Annotated in this window: 20 protein-coding genes; 18 read left to right on the forward strand and 2 right to left on the reverse strand. The window is 35.0% G+C overall.

Annotated features, from left to right (window positions below; translation table 11 throughout):
* Window positions 1–10: 10 nt before the first annotated feature.
* From I600_RS10235 to I600_RS10260, 6 genes are all read left to right on the forward strand, one after another.
* The gene (locus I600_RS10235; RefSeq protein WP_058104446.1) at window positions 11–1,135 is read left to right on the forward strand and encodes a CNNM domain-containing protein; all 1,125 of its coding nucleotides are present in this window, start codon (window positions 11–13) and stop codon (window positions 1,133–1,135) included.
* A gap of 8 nt (window positions 1,136–1,143) precedes the next feature.
* Complete coding sequence (locus tag I600_RS10240; protein WP_058104447.1) at window positions 1,144–1,620, forward strand: methylated-DNA--[protein]-cysteine S-methyltransferase; 477 nt, start codon at window positions 1,144–1,146, stop codon at window positions 1,618–1,620.
* A 370-nt stretch (window positions 1,621–1,990) separates the two neighbouring features.
* On the forward strand, window positions 1,991–3,043 hold the full coding sequence (locus I600_RS10245) for a hypothetical protein (RefSeq protein ID WP_058104448.1): 1,053 nt from the start codon (window positions 1,991–1,993) through the stop codon (window positions 3,041–3,043).
* A gap of 155 nt (window positions 3,044–3,198) precedes the next feature.
* Window positions 3,199–3,603: a hypothetical protein gene (locus tag I600_RS10250; RefSeq protein ID WP_058104449.1), complete on the forward strand. Its 405-nt coding sequence runs from the start codon at window positions 3,199–3,201 to the stop codon at window positions 3,601–3,603.
* A gap of 499 nt (window positions 3,604–4,102) precedes the next feature.
* Window positions 4,103–5,008 (forward strand): hypothetical protein, encoded by a 906-nt coding sequence (locus tag I600_RS10255; RefSeq protein WP_058104450.1) that lies wholly within the window; start codon window positions 4,103–4,105, stop codon window positions 5,006–5,008.
* A gap of 223 nt (window positions 5,009–5,231) precedes the next feature.
* Window positions 5,232–5,837 carry a hypothetical protein gene (locus tag I600_RS10260; RefSeq protein WP_157490884.1) on the forward strand — a complete coding sequence of 202 codons (606 nt, stop codon included), beginning with the start codon at window positions 5,232–5,234 and terminating at the stop codon, window positions 5,835–5,837.
* 143 nt (window positions 5,838–5,980) lie between these two features.
* On the opposite strand, the gene I600_RS10265 is transcribed toward I600_RS10260, so the two are convergent.
* A complete protein-coding gene (locus I600_RS10265) occupies window positions 5,981–7,054 on the reverse strand; it encodes an IS110 family RNA-guided transposase (protein WP_058104452.1) in 1,074 nt (357 codons plus the stop codon).
* 383 nt (window positions 7,055–7,437) lie between these two features.
* Here I600_RS10265 and I600_RS10270 point away from each other — a divergent pair, with 383 nt between their 5' ends.
* The 12 genes from I600_RS10270 (at window position 7,438) to I600_RS10325 (ending at window position 16,511) form a co-directional block, all read left to right on the forward strand.
* Window positions 7,438–8,073 (forward strand): hypothetical protein, encoded by a 636-nt coding sequence (locus I600_RS10270; RefSeq protein WP_058104453.1) that lies wholly within the window; start codon window positions 7,438–7,440, stop codon window positions 8,071–8,073.
* Entirely contained in the window at window positions 8,070–9,101 is a 1,032-nt protein-coding gene (locus tag I600_RS10275; protein ID WP_058104454.1) for a ComEC/Rec2 family competence protein, read from the forward strand. The genes I600_RS10270 and I600_RS10275 overlap by 4 nt, the downstream gene beginning before the upstream one ends.
* Window positions 9,102–9,273: 172 nt before the next feature.
* Window positions 9,274–9,726, forward strand: a complete 453-nt coding sequence (locus I600_RS10280; protein WP_058104455.1) for a WapI family immunity protein — start codon at window positions 9,274–9,276, stop codon at window positions 9,724–9,726.
* A 298-nt stretch (window positions 9,727–10,024) separates the two neighbouring features.
* On the forward strand, window positions 10,025–10,462 hold the full coding sequence (locus tag I600_RS10285; protein WP_245188876.1) for a DUF6326 family protein: 438 nt from the start codon (window positions 10,025–10,027) through the stop codon (window positions 10,460–10,462).
* A 750-nt stretch (window positions 10,463–11,212) separates the two neighbouring features.
* Entirely contained in the window at window positions 11,213–11,686 is a 474-nt protein-coding gene (locus I600_RS10290; RefSeq protein WP_058104457.1) for an SRPBCC family protein, read from the forward strand.
* Entirely contained in the window at window positions 11,683–12,627 is a 945-nt protein-coding gene (locus tag I600_RS10295; protein WP_058104458.1) for an SDR family NAD(P)-dependent oxidoreductase, read from the forward strand. Before I600_RS10290 ends, I600_RS10295 begins: the two co-directional genes overlap by 4 nt.
* A gap of 40 nt (window positions 12,628–12,667) precedes the next feature.
* Window positions 12,668–13,072: a nuclear transport factor 2 family protein gene (locus I600_RS10300; protein ID WP_058104459.1), complete on the forward strand. Its 405-nt coding sequence runs from the start codon at window positions 12,668–12,670 to the stop codon at window positions 13,070–13,072.
* 79 nt (window positions 13,073–13,151) lie between these two features.
* A complete protein-coding gene (locus I600_RS10305) occupies window positions 13,152–14,021 on the forward strand; it encodes a helix-turn-helix domain-containing protein (protein ID WP_244745262.1) in 870 nt (289 codons plus the stop codon).
* Window positions 14,022–14,039: 18 nt separating this feature from the next.
* Entirely contained in the window at window positions 14,040–14,405 is a 366-nt protein-coding gene (locus I600_RS10310) for an EthD domain-containing protein (protein WP_058104461.1), read from the forward strand.
* A gap of 3 nt (window positions 14,406–14,408) precedes the next feature.
* Window positions 14,409–15,071, forward strand: a complete 663-nt coding sequence (locus I600_RS10315; RefSeq protein ID WP_058104462.1) for a Rossmann-fold NAD(P)-binding domain-containing protein — start codon at window positions 14,409–14,411, stop codon at window positions 15,069–15,071.
* A 116-nt stretch (window positions 15,072–15,187) separates the two neighbouring features.
* Window positions 15,188–15,907 (forward strand): 3'-5' exonuclease, encoded by a 720-nt coding sequence (locus tag I600_RS10320; RefSeq protein ID WP_058104463.1) that lies wholly within the window; start codon window positions 15,188–15,190, stop codon window positions 15,905–15,907.
* Between the two features lie 94 nt (window positions 15,908–16,001).
* Window positions 16,002–16,511, forward strand: a complete 510-nt coding sequence (locus I600_RS10325; protein ID WP_058104464.1) for a DUF3124 domain-containing protein — start codon at window positions 16,002–16,004, stop codon at window positions 16,509–16,511.
* A gap of 6 nt (window positions 16,512–16,517) precedes the next feature.
* On the opposite strand, the gene I600_RS10330 is transcribed toward I600_RS10325, so the two are convergent.
* Window positions 16,518–18,716, reverse strand: coding sequence for a S8 family serine peptidase (locus I600_RS10330; protein WP_058104465.1), 2,199 nt, complete (start codon window positions 18,714–18,716; stop codon window positions 16,518–16,520).
* Between the last annotated feature and the right edge of the window lie 50 nt (window positions 18,717–18,766).

The following is an 18,766-nucleotide window of genomic DNA, read 5'->3' on the forward strand; positions in this document are numbered from 1 at the left end:
AAACAACCCTATGGGCTTACTTATATTTTACGCATTCATATCCATTTTTTTCTCGTTCCTGTGTTCTATTCTAGAAGCAGTATTACTGAGTATTACCCCAACGTTCATCAATGTAAAAATGAAGGAGGGCAAAAGCTATGCAACAACGCTAGAGGCATTGAAAAAAGATGTGGATCAACCCTTGATCGCTATTTTGACCATCAATACCATTGCCCACACCGTAGGTGCAATTTTGGTAGGTGTACAGGCAAAAGCGGCGTATGCGGAGCTGTACGGTAGTGAAACCAGTTCTATTTTTGGCATAGAATTTACTGAGGATGTTATGGTAGGTGTGGTATCTACCATCATGACCATACTTATTCTTGTAGCCTCTGAAATAATACCGAAGACCATTGGGGCAACCTACTGGAAACAATTGGCGAATTTTTCTACCAAGGCATTGAACATTATGGTGCTGGGGCTTAAATACACCGGTCTACTTTGGTTGTTGCGCCTATTTACCAAAATGGTAGGCGGTGGCAATCACCATGGCAGTGTATTGAGTCGCGAAGATTTCCATGCCATGACAGATATGGCACATGAAGAAGGTGTGTTTGAAAAATCGGAATCTACCATCATCAAAAACCTATTGAAATTCGATGAAGTATTGGTGAAGGATATTATGACACCACGTGCCGTCATGAAAATTGCATCCGATGAAAAGACCATTGCAGATTTCTTTGAGGACAACCCTAAACTACGCTTCTCTAGAATACCCGTGTATACGGACAAAATAGATAACATTACCGGTTTTGTTCTTAAGGACAACGTTCTTGAAGAGATGATCAATAAGAACGGTGACATTCCTTTAAAGGAGATCAAACGAGAAATCCTGGTTACACGTAGAAGCACGCCTATCCCTACTTTGTTTGAGATATTCATTCAAAAGCGTGAAGCCATTGCCCTTGTAGTGGATGAATATGGCTCCGTAAGTGGTTTGGTCACTATGGAAGATGTTATAGAAACCCTACTGGGACTTGAAATCATGGACGAGAGCGATAATATTGCCGATCTGCAGAGTCTTGCCCGAAAAAACTGGGAAACACGTGCAAAAGCCACGGGAGTGATTGAAAAACCCACGTCGCCGGACGAATAATTGGGAACATGGAGGATATTGCGTACATAAAAACCCCTTTAGGCGTTGCCAAAATTGTAGGCGATGCGGAAGGAGTGTCCGCCATTACCGTACTCAACTTCGATGAACCTTTAACCGATGTGATTCCGGAATCCTTAGAAGATGCCGTGTTCCAACTCAACGAATATTTTGAGGGGGCAAGAACCGAGTTCAATTTGACCTTGAACCCCGTGGGTACAGAATTTCAAAAGAAGGTTTGGGTAGAATTACAGAACATACCCTACGGGAAATCAAAATCCTATTTAGAATTGGCAAAGGCGTTGGGAGATCCCAATGCAACCCGTGCCGCAGCATCTGCAAATGCCAGAAATCCGTTATGGATCGTAGTGCCCTGCCACCGAGTGATCGGTACCGATGGTTCACTTACCGGTTACGCCGGCGGTCTACACAGAAAACAGTGGTTATTGAACCACGAAAGCCCCGTAAAACAGCAAAGTTTGTTTTAAATCAGCTTCTTTATTTCATCAAAAAACAAACTACTTGGTTTGTTCCATACCCAAAAAACTCGTTTAACTTCATACATCTAGTATTTTATCGATACAATTGTGATTGCTGTCGTTACTTTCTGTAACTCTAAACCCTCTTTACAAGCAAAAAACAGACTGGTTGGTTGGTTCGCTGTTTTTAGTCATTTCTTAGGTAGACTCGATCAATTTATGGTGATTATGGTTTACAGTATTGGAATATGAGGTGATATTTGTAGGTTTATTCTTAAGTAGTATATTAGTGATGAATTCTACAAATCAATTATATAAATACTCATGAATATTTGAGCATATATGTAATTGAACTTATGCATGATCGTTAAAATTAATTATGAAACTATCTCAATACCTATTCATCATTCTATCTTTAATTCTTGTCTCTTGCACCAATGACAAGGATGAAATAGAGAGTGTCTATCTAGAATATAAAAATGCTCTTAAAATAGACGATGGGCAAAAAATTGTCAATCTTCTGGACAAGAGTTCTCATGTATATCTTAAAAACTTACATGCTAAAATCATTTCATCCGATTCTTTTGAAATATCAAAAATAAAATATATAGATAGGTTTAATATACTTTCAGCAAGATCACTATTACCAAACGACTCCTTATTAAGCCTCAAAACAATAGATTTATTTGAAACTTTATTTTCAAATGGTCGTTTTGAATATCAAAAAACTCTTTTCAGAGATTATCATATTATGAAAACAAGTTTCAATGGAAATAAAGGAGTTCTCACACTGAATAATGGGCTAAAATTTGATTTTAACAAAGAAAATGATGAATGGAAAATTAACTATAAATCCATTAACGACTCAAAAAATGATGTTATTAAAGAAACTTTGAGTTTTATTAATGTAAACAACCTGCAGAAACATAATACCAACGCGATAAATACTGTTTTACTTAGAGAAATTGGAAATAAAACTACCAAACCATTCAATTTGCTTTTTTGGCCCTTACATAATAGTGTAGACGATTTATATTTTAATTATCACTTTTCCGAAAACCTTGAATGTGACCAAAACCAAACTTGGGCCTCAGTTAATAGACCAAGAATATTGTTTTTTTTATCTGATTCTGAATTGGATAAACAATTTTATTCAACATTTAGGGAGAGTATTGAGTTTAGAAAATTCTGTAAAAATGTTTATAGTGTGACAGCATTAACTAAAGATTGTTTTGCCGGTAACACATACTTTAAAAAATTTAATATCAGAACTGTACCTCGCATAATTGTACTAAATGAAGATAACGAAGTGATTCAAGAATCAGGAGGCTATTTTATTACCCCTGAAATGTTCATTCAAAATATAGACAAATCTGGTGAAATCAATTACGATATATCAAAAATTCAGAAAAAGGCTAATGCTGAAAAATAGGCTTTGTTCTTATGTAACGGTAATTAACTAACATAACAAATACTTTCGGTTTGTACCAAGGTGAAAATTACTCAGAATATAAGAGTTATTTACCTTAAACGTTCACTGATAAAGAATATCTGGGATTCAAATATAACCTTTAAAAAACAGGCGATATGAAACAAAAATTAATATTCGGAATTGCCGCTATCTTGTTTTTAAACCTTGTATCGTGTGAATCTGATGAGCCTGTTGGTAAATGGGACGACAGTATTAAGCTTTCAAAAAAAGAAGTAAATTTTAGTGCACAATCAGATTCTGTGATTATAACAACTGAAGGCACTTGGTGGTGGGTTAGTGAAGTTTCCCTGAATGGAAAAATGCTAGACTTAGATGGCATTGACACAACAAAGGAAAATTTCACCATTGAAAAAACGGAATTCTCTTTTGAAAGAAAAAACTCAACGGAGATTTTTATTTCAATGCAACCGAACCCAACTGAATCTGAAAGGATTCTAATAATTGGACTACAAGATGGCAATTATTTTGATGGCATAAAGATTTTGCAATCAGGAAATTAAAAATACGGTATAAAATAACAGTAACCGTTGTACAAGCTATTGATTAGAAATTAATACGATTGCCTCTTCAAGGGGCTTCTTTGGCCTGTTAGTAGTTGAACGTCAATTTTCAGTACACCTAAGGAGAACTATTCAGGTATTGAACCAGGTCAAGCTTCCAACATACTTATCTAATTTTTCCATTTAAATGGTTCCGATACAATTACGATTGCTGTCGTTACTTTCAACAAATTACAACCCATTTTACGATCAAAAACCGACTACTTGGACGGTTCGTTATTTTAAAGGCAATTCGCTTCAAATTTCTATAATTGACTCATTACTATGATAAAATTTATAGCTTTTATGGTTTCCCGTAATGGAGATTAAGATGATTATTGTAGGTTTATTCTTTAATACTATATTAGTGAACAGAAAAACAATTGTACATATTCCGCTATATTGGAGAATATGTGCAATTGTGTACATACACAATAGTTAGCAAACATTAAAACCAACAATGAGATTAAGAACTATTAGACACAAAATTGAGGAGATTTTACCTGAATTAGAAGTTAATGCTACTAAAAGAAATTCTTCACCACCTACATTTCAATTAACGAATCCTGAAGATTTGAAATATGCGGTTTTGGAAATTGAAGAATTGGACTTGGTGCCTGATTTGTTAAGTGAGCTTCAAGACCAAAGTTTTTATAGTTTTAATGGAGATAACCTTATAATTCAACAGCAAGAATATAATGTGCTGAATAAAACGATTCCTCAATTAAAAATTATTTTAGAAGCAACAGCTGAATCAATTGAAAAAGCGCAAAATCACGAAATAGATAGTGCTTTGGTTATTAGTATAAGAATTCCAGAGATTTCTGATTTTGAGGAATTAGAGAAAGTAAGTTCTAAACTAACAAAAATTTTTGGTCAAACATTATTATCTAATGAAATTGAAGGTGGATTTAAAATTATAGGTTTTGACTCTGGTTCAAACTGGATTGATATTCTTGCAACTTCTACAGCGATTGTTCAAACTATTGGAGGACTTGCGTGGTCAGGTGCAGTTGTTTTCAAAAAACTACAAGAAGGTCTATTAGTGCAACAAAAGGTTAGAGAAATGAAAATTTCTAATAATGCAATTGAGGAAGTTGTTGAAAAGTCAAAAGAAGGCGTAAATGAAATTGCTGAAAAAGAAGCTCAATTTATTTATAACAAATATTTTTCAGGCAAAGACCCAGAACAAATTGCTCGAATAAAAATGGCTCTAAAAGAAATTGCTGATTTGTACAATAAAGGAGGAACAATTAAGCCATCTTTAGAAGCTTCCGAGGAAGTTGCAGAGGAATTCCCAGACATCTCTGAACTTCCAAGTATTGAATCTAAAGTTAAAAAAATCGAACAAACGAAAAAGAAATAACGTTTGCTAACAACGTATACAAAAAATAGCGCGAGTCGCTGCTAACAAAAAGGTTCAGGCATTTTTGCGAAGTCGCCAAATTTTTAAATTTGACGATTTCCAAGTAAAAATAAATAGTAAAATTTAAAAATTCGGCTTGTGTTTTATCCGAAAAGTTATCGCTTATTTTTAGCGCTACTTTTCATATACCAAACCGTTAGCAACTATTAAAACAAACCTGCATATGAAAATTAAACATCTATTTACAGACAGAAAAATATATGACTTAACAAGTTCTTATATCTCGTCATTAGAGAGTAAAATAAAGAAAATGACTCGTTCGGATTTTAATAATTCGACAATTGAGGAGCTGACAGAAAAGTTAAGAGCAGAATTTGAAATTTCAATTCCAGAATTATCTAAAGACGAGATTTACACAAAACAACCAAAAGATATCAAAATAACTGTGGGAAGAAGAGGTGTTTATGGCGGAGGAACAACAAAAGTAGATGGAACTGAATTTACGTTTGTTATCCCATTTAAAGGCGACTCATACTATTTTGGAATTACACCAACAAAATTTTTGAGTGTTGTACCATATGGAAATGCTGGAAATAATGAAATCTCAATTAGTTACGAAGTCCCAAATGGACGAGATAGTTCTGGATTGAGAGCGGAATTTGATAACAATCTTGCTACAATCGAGAAATATTTAGATTTTTTAGATAGTGATTTTAAACAGTTCAACAATCAATTAGCAAGTGGAATAACTACTTTTTTAGAAAGAAGAAAAGCGAAGTTAGATAGTGACGATGAAACAGCAAGCGGATTTGGATTTCCAGTAAAATAACAGTTGCTAACAATTGCTATTACAGGCATATTCTGAAAATTCCATAGGAATTTTCAGAATATAGTATACTTACAAAAGTCCGTGTTAACCTACGCAACTGTTCATAGGTACTGTGTCAAAAAACAAGTTTTTTCTTTAATAATTTAGGAAACAGATTGATTTATCAAGTTGTTATCCCGCGCAGCAAGGGCTTCATGCTTTTGCTGCTTTTTTATTTCAAATTCAGCATCATAGAACTGTTCGTTCTTCCACAAGGTGTACATCAATATCAATAATTTTCTCTGTACCGCTACAAGTGCCACCAAAGGCTTTGCTTTGTTTGGCTTTAGTCTGTTATAGAACTGTTTCAATGTAGGGTTACAGCGTACACAGGTCATCGAGGGCATATGTAGTACCGCCCTGATATGGCTGTTCCCTTTTTTACTGATCCTGGTCTTCCCTTTGTAGTTGCCGGACTCCCTCAATACTACATCGTAACCGGCGTAGCTGGCCAACTGCTTGGCGTTGACTATCGATTCAAAACCTAAGGTTTCCCCGATTACCGTAGCCGCAGATATGAACGATACACCAGGTATGCTTGTCAAATATTCAAGTTTCCTTTTCAATTCTTCGTTGTCCGCTATCAATGACCGCATCTCTTCTTCAACTGCCTCTATCTGTGTATTGAGAAGCTTTAACCTGATCTTGTGCCTTTTTAGTGCTCTTACATTGCTATGCACGCTCGATGCGATCGCTCCTTGCCGATTGGTCTCCATCGTTCTGTCGTTGAGCAATGAACTACGTTCCCTGCTCAGCCCTTTTAGCTCCTGCAACTCTTCACTGGGCGGGTGCCATAGACGAATGTTTCTTTCCAGGCCCAGCATACTGAGCATCCTACTATCCAACGCATCCGTTTTGGAGCGTTGGTCCAAACTCTGCGCATAGCGCTTTACACGACCGGACTGCATGACACAAACGCTATGGCCATGTTCGTATAGATAATGTGCTATACCTTGATGATACACGCCCGTCGCCTCCATCACCACCAACAGTTCCACATCGGGATCTACGGATGTTTTTATCCATTTCAAGAGCATCTTATAACCCTTTGGATCATTGGAAACGTCGGGACGGGACTTGAATTCCTTGACCAGCCTTTCATTTAGAAACCCTAGTGACAATGACAGGTTCAACTTTGAAACATCGATACCAAGACTCTGTTTTAAACGCTTTTCCATTTATTCGGTTTTTAAGCTATAATTCCCTTTATCATCCTTGCTCGCACTTGATTCGGTCTCTATCCAAAGGACCTAGGTACTGTCCGGATTCCAAGAAAATTATAGAAGGGCGGGATTTCTATGAAACGATATCACCCTAAAGTGTATCTAGCCGAGACCTCTCTGTCCCTCCTATTTTAGCTGTTGTTAATATTCAAGCTACTACTTTTATAAAAGTAGTAGCTTAAGAAGATTTGTCAATCTATGAAACGACATCATCGAAAAATGTATCTAGCTCAACCTCTTAATCTCTCTCCTTATTTATATAATTAATAGTATATTCAAACTGAAAATCAAACATACGAGCCGAGACCGTTGTGCGTCATGTCGAAAAACCAATATAGATGAATAACCAAAAAACATTAAAAGAACAAAATGCAAAATTGATTTGGACATTTTTTTCCTTCAATGCTTTATTATTTTACACTTTAGCTATTGTACCTAGCTTCGAAATAAATGAATTTGATTGGGAAGAATTTGTTACAGGCAAAGGTATTTGGCTTTTAATAACTCCACTATTATTATTTATAATAAATGGCTTGATTAGTAGTAATCAGAAAGCTATAATTACATTTTGGAGAATTAAAAATCCTTTACCTGCCTGTAGAGCATTTTCTCATTATTCCAAAAAAGATGATAGGATTGACCTAAATAACCTCGAATTAAATTATAGTCCTCTTCCTCAACTTGCAAAAGAACAAAACTCATTATGGTATAAAATTTATAAAACCTATCAAGAAGAACCTTTAGTAAAAAAGAGTCATAAAGACTTCTTACTTGGTAGAGATATGTGTTCAATCGCTTTATTGTTTTTAATTTTTGGAGGTATAATTGGATTATTTATGATGCCAAGTAATACCAAATGGTGGTATTTGTTTTTTACTATTTTTCAATTTTTCATTTTGGCTATTGTGACTCAGAACCATGGAAAAAGATTCGTTTGTAACGTTCTTGCTCTTGAAACATCTAATAAAGTATGATAGATATAAGTATAGATATGCTTTCTTTAGGGAATGCAGATTCAATAATTGTTTGGCTCAAAGACCATAATAATAACAATTTTGTAATTCTCATTGATGGTGGAAATAAAAGCGATGGTGATAAGGTAATTGACCATATGGACAAATACATTTTGAAAGATGCAGGTAAGTTTGCGCCAGATTTAGTTATTTGCACTCATCACGATAAAGACCATATTGGAGGACTTATTAAAGTTGTTGAACATTATGGTAATAAGATAAAGCAAGTATGGATAAATAATCCAGCGGAACATGTTAGTTCAGCAACCTATCAAACTCTTAAAAAACATTTTCAATTAAAATCTGCAAATAAACAGTATCAAGTAATACTTGAATCCTTAACTAATGTAGATGATTTTATCAATTTAGTTGATTCCAAGGGTATTACTAGAGAAAATGCTCTTTATGGTCAATCGCTTTTCAACGGTGTAATAAAAATATTAGGACCTTCGAAAGAATTTTATGACTCGCTACTTCCTGGTATGGGAAATATAGAGAATTACGTTTCATCTGAAGCGTCTTATGCATTCAACTCAATTTTTGGAACAGCGATAGTTAACGAAACTTTAGAAAAAAATTCGCCATGTCCAATAGTTGATGAGGAAAATTCCACTTCGGCTACAAATAATTCAAGTGTTATACTTGAAATAATCGCAAAAGAAAATAGTCGATATTTATTTACTGGAGATGCAGGAGTACAAGCATTTGAAGATGTTGAAAATAGATTTAATCTGGAAAATATTCATTGGTTAGATGTTCCTCACCATGGTTCTAGAAGAAATCTATCCTCGAGACTTATTGAAACTATGTCACCTAATGTATGTTATGTTTCAGCCAAAGGAGGACATAAACATCCGAGAAGAGCTTTAGTCAATTGTCTAAAAAAGCATGGAGCAAAGGTATATAGTACTCATAAAGGAGGAGACAAATGGCATCACAGAGGGAATTTTCCAGATAGAGAAAACTATTCGTCAGCACCTGAAATATAGAATAAACACGAACGCACAAAAACGTATATAAAAAATAGCGGTTTAATCGCTTAATCATTACAAAATGAACAAATTAAAGGTTAGTTATAATCCGAAAAGTTAGTACTTAAAATCCGCTACTTTTCATATACAAGACCGTAGACGCTAACTGAAAAAAACCAATCTGAAATAAATGATATTTAAAGGAATTAATGACCAAACTGTTGAATTTAGCATAACTAACTACCAGTTTCCTGAAATAAGTGATTGCGAATATGACTCAAATTGGTTGTTGGTTTATTTAAAAGTAAAAAGTGATTATGGAAATTGGGAAACGATTGATCCTTCACTTTTGGTAAAAGATTTAAAAGAAATAATCGAATGGTTTGAAAAACTTTCAAATGACATTGAAACGGATTCTGATTCGCTTGTGTTTATGGAACCGAATTTGAAATTTGAATTAATAAAAAATCAATCAGATTTAAAAACTGTCCGACTAATATTTGACTTGGAATCTCGACCGCAAAATGCAAATGATAATAAAGAATATTATGTTGACTGCGAAATGGACAATGCGGAATTAAAAAAAGTTGCGAAGGAATTGACGAAAGAATTAGAATCGTTTCCCGAAAGAATAATCGGATGAAAAAAGCCAGCAAACAACAAAGTCTGAACGTAATGCAGAGTTTAGAGCTTAATCGAAAAGTCTGTATATATTTATAAAGTCGCTACCCCGATAGCTGTCGGGAATAGATTTAGCTTTGGATAAGAAAAAATAAAACTAAACAATAAGCTTTAGCTGCGTGCTAAGAAGGTAACATAAGGTTTCCTTGCCCATGTACTAAACTTCACCAAACGGATGGCTACAAGCTAAAAACCTAACAAGATTTAGAATTCAGGCAACCATTTAATTAGATTTTGCGTCTTTATATATACAAAGGCACTTGAAATCTAAAACTTTAAAGGACATGTTAGAAAACCCAAAGGTGAATATCAAAATTAAACTTGCTGCTTTATGGGCTTCAGCAACTTTCTGTTATTTATATGGAGATTATTTTGAACTCTACACACCAGGAAAAATAAACAGTTTACTTACCGGAGAAAATATTCTAGATAGTCCCACTAAATTATTATTAGCCTCAATGATTTTGGCAACTTCATCAGTAATGGTTGCACTTTCAATTCTCCTAAAACCGAAAATAAATCGTATTCTAAATATTGTATTTGGAATATTGTTTACAACAATGATGCTATTTATTGGCTTCAATTCAAATACCGAGTGGTATAGTTTCTATGTGTTCTTGGCATTTTTAGAAAGTATCATTACCGCATTAATTGTTTGGTATGCTTGGAAGTGGCCTAAAGAAAAACAAATACTTTAAAAAAAAGCCAGTTACCTTCAACGTAAATAATTTATTGCTGGTTCTAGTCTACTTACCAAAATTCATACAGATTGCCTATTCAGTTTTTATTTTCTAATTTAGGTACTTAACCACGCAGCAAACCATAGCCAAACACGTTGAGCGTCATTTGAGGAACCTATGAAAAAAGCAAATTTTAATCTAGCATTTCTGATTTTAATTATAATTCTATTTTCATTATTTGTGTATAGCGGAATAGAAATCTCTGAGGGCAAATCAGAAAACATAGAATGGAAAACTGGACGTTTTATAATAACCGATTTGACTAAAGTAATCGGGATTTTATTAGTTCTGACCTTGCCAACTTATGTTTACTTAAAGAAAAAATATTACTCTACTAGCCAAAAGATATAAGTTGTGACATTGTAGTTTATAATTCTGGACAAAATATCTAAACTACATCTAAAAATGTTAGATTACTCCACTGAGATATTGAATTTGATTGAATCTGAACTGCAAGAGAAAGAATAAAGGAAGTACAAGAACGTATATAGCTAGTTCTCGTATACTTCTGAAAATCATCTAGTATTTTCTATTTAATTTTTGTTTGTCTAATTACGTACTAATCCACAAAACATACCATACCCGGTTCCATTGTATGCACCGCTATAAAGTCAAAAACAGTAAATTGATTTAAACAATCAGTAATCTGCTTAATTCCTTTCAATAAAATGCCTGCAATTTTGTGGTATAAAATCACAAACAGTTGAAATGGCAAATTCAAAGTTAATTTCTTTCGAACTTTCACACTTCTATCCAAATATAGAACTTCAAAAATTCTGGGAGTTCTTTGTTGACCATAGATGGTATTCTCAATCTGATATTATGGCAGGAGAAGTTGTTGTTGTTAAAGAAGGTAAAGACCATCCACAGGGATTGGGAGCCGTTAGAAAAATTTTGATTGGAAATATAAATCTTACCGAAGATATTGTTGGTTTTGACCCACCAAATTATTTCAGTTATGCCGTACATGAAGGCGGTATGCCCGTAAACAGATACCGAGGAGAATTTTTCTACGAATCCAAAAATGGCGGTATGTTATGGAAATACAAAGGAAGCTTTGAGCCAAAATATTTTGGTACAGGTTGGTTTTTTAAATGGTTTCTAAAATCCAGGATGAAATCACAACTTCCTGTATGGGAGAAAGGATATAATGCATATCACAATGTAAATAGCCAACCATGAAATTAATAAGCGCAAAGACGCGAATTTTACTCAAACTTTTTCTTCCTCAGCGAAAAAAAGCCAATCCTAAATATGCAATTCCCGAGTCAGATAAAAATCTGTCCGGGAAAACCATTGTCCTCACAGGTGGAACAGACGGCATAGGAAGGGTAGCCATTGAAATGCTTTATAAAATGAATGCTAACCTTGTATTGTTAGCTAGGAATCGCAAGAAAGTCCAAAAACAAATTGAAGAATTGAAGTTGCCAAAAAGGCAAAATACAATAGATTTTGAAGTTTGTGATTTGGCATCTATGAGCAGTGTAAAAGATTGTGCCCATCGTATTTTAAAGAAATACGGCAACATAGATGTTCTGGTAAATTGTGCAGGGATCAATTCTACCGATAAATCAGTTAGTAAAGATGGTTTTGAATTGAATTGGGCTATCAATTATTTAGCGCCATACCTTTTGAGCAATCTGCTTTTAGAAAGGCTGAAAGAATCGGCACCTGCCCGAATAGTGAATGTAACTACCAACACCGATTTTTTGGAAAAAATCAACTTCGATGACATTGAAAAACAATCTGATTTTGATACGGACGATAACTATTCCGCATCTAAATTATCATTGAATATGTTCTCCATTGATCTAGCTGAAAGACTTAAAAATACTGCTGTCACGGTAAATTATCTTTATCCAGGCTACATTAAATCGAACTTATTGCGACACCTGAAAGGAGGAGCGAAACTAATGCAATTTATGATGAATATTATGGCATCACCAACCGAAGTGGGAGCAGACAGAATCGTAAGACTAGCCATATCTTCTGAATATAAAGATGTTACAGGAGTATATGTAACAGAAGACCAAATTACGCCACCACATAGCGAAGCTCAAATAAAATCAAAAAGAGAAAAGCTTGAACAAATTACTGTAAAGGCATTAAAACAATGGTTATAAAATTACAATTGAACAATTTTTAATATAAAAATCTAACTAAATGGAAAATCTAAAAAACACTGAAGCTAATAGAGTGTTAGCACAGAAAGTCATAGCAGCAATTAGTAATGACAATTGGGAATACGTGAATGAAGTTTTTGCAGAAGATGCTGTGGTCTGGGTAGCTGGTAGTATGCCCATTTCAGGTACACATACCAAAGATTTTGTAATCGTAGCTGGTAAAAGAACAAGAGAAGGTTTTCCTAAAGGTCTAATTCTTACTGCAAAAGCCATGACCGTAGAAGGTAATCGGGTTGCCATTGAAGCTGAATCTCTTGGAAAACATATTAGTGGTAAAACGTACAACAACCATTTTCATATTCTAATGGAAATTAAAGACGGAAAGGTTTGTACATGGAAGGAATATATGGATACCATGCACGCAAATGATGTGTTTTTCGGATAATTGATTCAAAGAAATCTGATGTGTAAATCATTATATTAACAAGATGAAAGAATTTAGGGAAATAAAATCAATTAGTCAGATGCATCACCTTTTAGGATTGAACAAGCCTATGCATCCGGCAATTTCATTAGTAAATATGAAGGATGTAAAACTCTCTAAAGAGCTGTTCAATCAAAAATACATCTGGGATTTTTATATGATTTCTTTAAAATTCGAGAATTGTGAACTTCAGTATGGCAGACAATACTACGATTTTGAAGAAGGAACGTTGGTCTTTAGTTCTCCCGGACAAGTATTCGAAGCAAAAAAACAACCCGAAACATTAAATGAAAACGGTTGGGCATTATACTTTCATTCAGATTTAATTCAAAAATCTGATTTAGGCAAGAACATAAAATCTTATGGATTCTTTTCTTATAAGTCCAATGAAGCCTTACATCTATCGGAAAAGGAAAAGGAAAAAATCTCACGATGCATAGATGCAATAGAAGACGAATGTCAGCAAAATATAGACAAGCATAGTCAAACCGTAATTGTTTCAAATTTGGAATTATTACTTAACTATTGCAATAGATTTTATGACCGGCAATTTTATACCCGTAGTACACACCAACAAGATGTCGTAGAAAAAATCGAAGAATTATTGGTCAATTTCTTTAATACGGACAATTCCATACAACAAGGGATTCCAACTGTAAAATTTTGTGCAGACCAAGTGAATCTTTCACCAAACTATTTGAGTGATTTACTGAAAAAAGAGACAGGAAAGAATACGCAAGAGCATATCCATTTTCACCTTATTGAAAAAGCTAAAAATCTATTATTATCATCAAATGCATCCGTAAGTGGTATTGCTTACGATTTAGGTTTTGAGTATCCACAGTCTTTTGGAACCCTTTTTAAAAAGAAAGTTGGTATGTCACCAAATAAATACAGACAATTAAATTAATTCTAAAGCAAAAAAACAATGGTAAAATATTTAACCTTCGCAAAGCGAAAAGACGGAATGTCGCACGAAGATTTTGCAAACTACTATGCAAATCAACATACACCTCTATGTGTTGAACTTCTTCCTATTTTAAAAAAATGTACAATAAGAAGAAATTTTCTTCTGGGTAACCAGATAATTTATCCTCAAGGCTTTTCAGGTGAATTAGAATATGACGTGGTAACAGAATCTATTTGGTCTAACCCAGAAGCATTCAATCAATTTCTAGAAGACATTAATAACACGGAAATTCAGGCAAAGATCAATGAAGACGAAAAGAACCTTTTTAAACCAGGCTCTATTAGGGTAGTTATGGTCGAAGTTTCCGAACATAAAAACGAATAGATCATGAAAGTAATGATAACAGGGTCTACGGGAATGGTAGGTAAAGGGGTTTTGTTAGAATGTTTGGATGATAAAAACATTAAAGAAATTCTTTTGATCAATAGAAGCTCCATAACTATAGATCATCCTAAAATCAAAGAAGTGTTACATGACAATTTTACGGATTTTAGCCCTATTCAAAGTGAGTTTGAAAATCTCGGTGCCTGTTTTCATTGTATGGGCGTTTCATCTGCAGGATTAAGTGATGAAGCCTATTATAAATTGACTTATACCATTACCGAAGAATTGGTGAATACCACCTATAATGCTAGCCCTAACATACTATTTACCTATGTCTCAGGACAAGGCACTGATAGCAGTGAAAAAAGTACCACCATGTGGGCAAGAGTAAAAGGCAAAACCGAAAACATGATTTTCAACAAAGGTTTTAAAGATGCCTATGCTTTTAGACCCGGAATGATATTACCGGAACGCGGAGTAAAATCAAAGACCAAAATATATAACCTCATGTATGTGATCACTAGACCTATTTTTCCATTGTTCAGGAAAATGAAATCTGTTACCACGACCACAAGAATAGGTAAGGCCATGATCAATCTAATAGATCACCCGCAAGAGTTAAAATTATTGGAAGGCAATGATATCAATACCATTGCAAAAATATAGGGAGTACCTTATTATACACTTGCTTTAAACCTATACCGGAATTAAAAAACAGCTATTGTAAGTAAGACGATCATGAAATTACCATAATTTCTTACTTATTAGTATCTTACCTTTCTATGCCCGATAAAATACATCTTGAAAATATCTTGTTTTTAGATATTGAGACCGTGCCAGAAAAAAGTGCTTTTGACCAGTTGGATGATACCACCAAAGAACTGTGGGCTCATAAATCTCAATACCAACGAAAAGACGAAATTACGGCAGAGGATTTTTATGAACGTGCCGGTATTTGGGCGGAGTTTGGTAAAATCATTTGTATTTCGGTAGGTTATTTTATTATTCAAGGTGACCGAAGAAGTTTTAGGATCACCACATTTTACGGTGAAGAAAACAAGCTTCTACAGGATTTTAAAGACCTATTGGACGAGCATTTTAACCATGCCAAGCATGTGCTTTGCGCCCATAACGGTAAAGAGTTCGATTTCCCCTATATTGCCCGTAGAATGATTATTCACGGCATATCATTGCCCCAGAAACTAGACTTGTTCGGCAAAAAACCCTGGGAAGTACCACACATAGATACCATGGAGCTTTGGAAGTTTGGTGATTACAAGCATTATACCTCCTTAAAATTAATGGCACATGTGCTGGGCATTCCATCACCCAAAGAGGATATTGATGGCAGTATGGTACGCGTGGTCTATTATGAACAGAACGATTTAAACCGCATTATCACCTATTGCGAATTAGATGTGCTTACTACTGCCCAGGTCTATTTACGACTAAGAAACCAACCGGTATTAAAAGATGATGAAGTAAAGAAAGTAGCCAAATAATAGATTTGAGTTAAAAAAAGCATCTAACGATATAAATACATGACTAATGATGTAATTTTGTTTGTACCATCATTGTTTTAAAAGCGACTTATTTATGAAAAAGTGCATCCTATTATTCTCGATAATTGTCTTAGTAGCAAGCTGTGTGCAAGAAAAGGAAATAAGCTCTATAAATCCTGAAAACTGGACCAAGAGAAAAGCGACTATAAAAACGGTGGATTCTTTAGAACATGGTAAATCTTACTTATCTATCTATTCCCAAATATATAGCAGCTCTGAACATAAGACCCATAATTTAACGGCTATGGTAAGTTTACGCAATACCAGTGATGTAGACACCATATACTTGACCAAAGCCGAGTATTTTGATACCCATGGCGTATCATTACGCAACTACTTTAATCACCCAATATATTTGGCACCTCTTGAAACCGTAGAAATCATTATTGATGAAATGGATGTTGAAGGCGGTACAGGTTCTAATTTTATTTTTGAATGGCATGCACCCAAAAATTCCCCAGAACCATTATTTGAAGGCGTAATGAATTCCACTGTTGGGCAACAAGGACTTTCGTTTACCACACAATCCAGAAGAATTAACTAAAGCTATTTAGTACTTATAGAACTTAGTACTCTTATTAACATCAAAATCTTGAATCTGTAAAACGTAAAGACCAGAAGGTAGGTCTGAAACATTGATTCTTGAGTTTGTGGCCGCATCCATTTTTAATTCCACACCGCTAGTGCTCATTATTCTATAAACCGCCGTATCCGATGTTTTTACGTTCAACTGAATTTCATCTACCGCAGGGTTAGGGTAAACATTAAAAGGAATTTGAGAATCGGCACTTAAAGCGCTTAACGTTTCCAATTGGGTCTCCTCACCCATAAAAGTAAACGTAGCTACATCACTATATTCAGAAGCAATGTTCTGTGAGCAGAATGTTCTTAATCTAAAAGAGTAGGTTTGATCTAATGACAATCCCTTCCAAATAAAGCTATTGACAGAAATATACTTGGTAGTCCATTCTTCCTGATATATTTCTTTGTACTGAATTTCATATAAGGCATCATCACTATCATTCCAATTTAATGTTACTTGAGCTGCTTCTGCTTGTTCTAAAGCAACTTCAGGGGCATCAATAGAACAAGAAGTCATTAAAACGCCAGATACTATCAAGGAAAAATCTTGAGCATCGTTAACAAGTTCTCCTTTATGGGTAACCGTAATGGTATACGTACCACTTGCATTGGGGATTTCAATTCTTTCAAAAGGATCTACTTTATTATCCCCTTTGGTAGCTGCACTATTGGCTTGAGCCGGGTTCAATTTCCAAGGTAAAAAGGTTTGTCCGTTTTTTGTAACTCTTATATCAAGATCGTTTACCAAGGCAGCCGTTGTGCTGTTCAGCTCACCCGTATTTACAACGCTAGATTGTACATCTGTCCAAGAAATAGAAGCGATCAATGTGTCATCACCATTGGCAGTAACCTCAAATGAAAAAGAATCGCCGTTTTGTAAAGACTCTTCTGCCACGTAGCTTGTAAAATCTTTATTGTTCAATAACTCGGCAGCACTTTTAGCATTCATGATACCCCATCCCATTTTGTAATCAGGACCTTCAGCATCTATATCATCTGCAGTATGCAAAGCCAAACCCTTTAATGTAGCGGCTTTCATGTACGCACCGTAAAGCTCTTCATGATATTGTTGCAACAATAATAACGAGCCCGTAACCCCAGGTGTAGCCATTGACGTACCCGAAGATGTTTCATAACTAGTATTGCTGGCAGCATCTGTAGACAACACAGCACCACCGTTACCTGCCAAATCTGGCTTAATTCTACCATCATCAACAGGACCAAAGCTACTGTATGCGGAAACATCGGCACTTTTAAGGTTTCCGTTGTTATCTATTTTAGAATTGGCACCAGCAACCGTAATATTGTTCTTAGAAATTGTAAAACCCAATAACACATCAAATCCGTCTGCAGTTTTACCGTATGTAGGTGTGTCATTATCCATGCTTTTTTGAGCATTTCCAGCTGCGGTAACCATTAAATAATAAGGAGCGTTGTACATAATTTTATCCCAGTCCTGAGCAACTTTGGTATAGGCACCAAAATACCAATCTGGTACACGATCAGCCTTAATCCCGTAAGAATGGTTAGAAAGCAAAAGACCATTGGCAGCTGCTTCTGCTACCTCTATTTTATCTCTTGTCCAATCGTGAGAAATAACATTGGCCTTATTGGCAACACCTCTAGCATCTTTTTTAAGACCTGTAGAGATAATACTGCCCGTAACATGGGTGGCATGGGTATCTACTTCAGAATTCTCATCTCCGATCGCAATTCTAGAAGTATACTCTACATGATGTTGTAATGCAATACCGGCATCCCAAACCCCAACCTTCATACCATCACCGTTTAAATCCAAACCCATTACACCATCTGTATTTAAAGTACTTGCTCTTGACACCAAACCTGCTTCATCTGAATATGTTTCATAGTATAGCGGACTACCATCAGCACCTATACCCTGTAATTCAATTTTTTTACCATTGGCCAACGTTTCTTTAATTTTCCAATTGTTCAGTTTGGCCACCTCTTTTAATTTTGTTCTTTCAAGAGCGTATTCAGAAATTAAGTTAGACCTGAAACTTGCCAAAGCCGTTTTCTTATTGTTTTCCGAAATTTGCAAACGTTGTTGAGAGGTTTGTGCCATGGCCATTTGGCCCATAGTGAACACAAATAATAGTAGCAAAAGTATACTACTAGCACGGTAGGTAGATTTGTAGGTAGTCATCGTTAGGTTATTATTGTAAGATTTGGACTACAAATATAATAACCATGGGC

Source organism: Maribacter dokdonensis DSW-8 (assembly GCF_001447995.1).
GTDB lineage: Bacteria > Bacteroidota > Bacteroidia > Flavobacteriales > Flavobacteriaceae > Maribacter > Maribacter dokdonensis.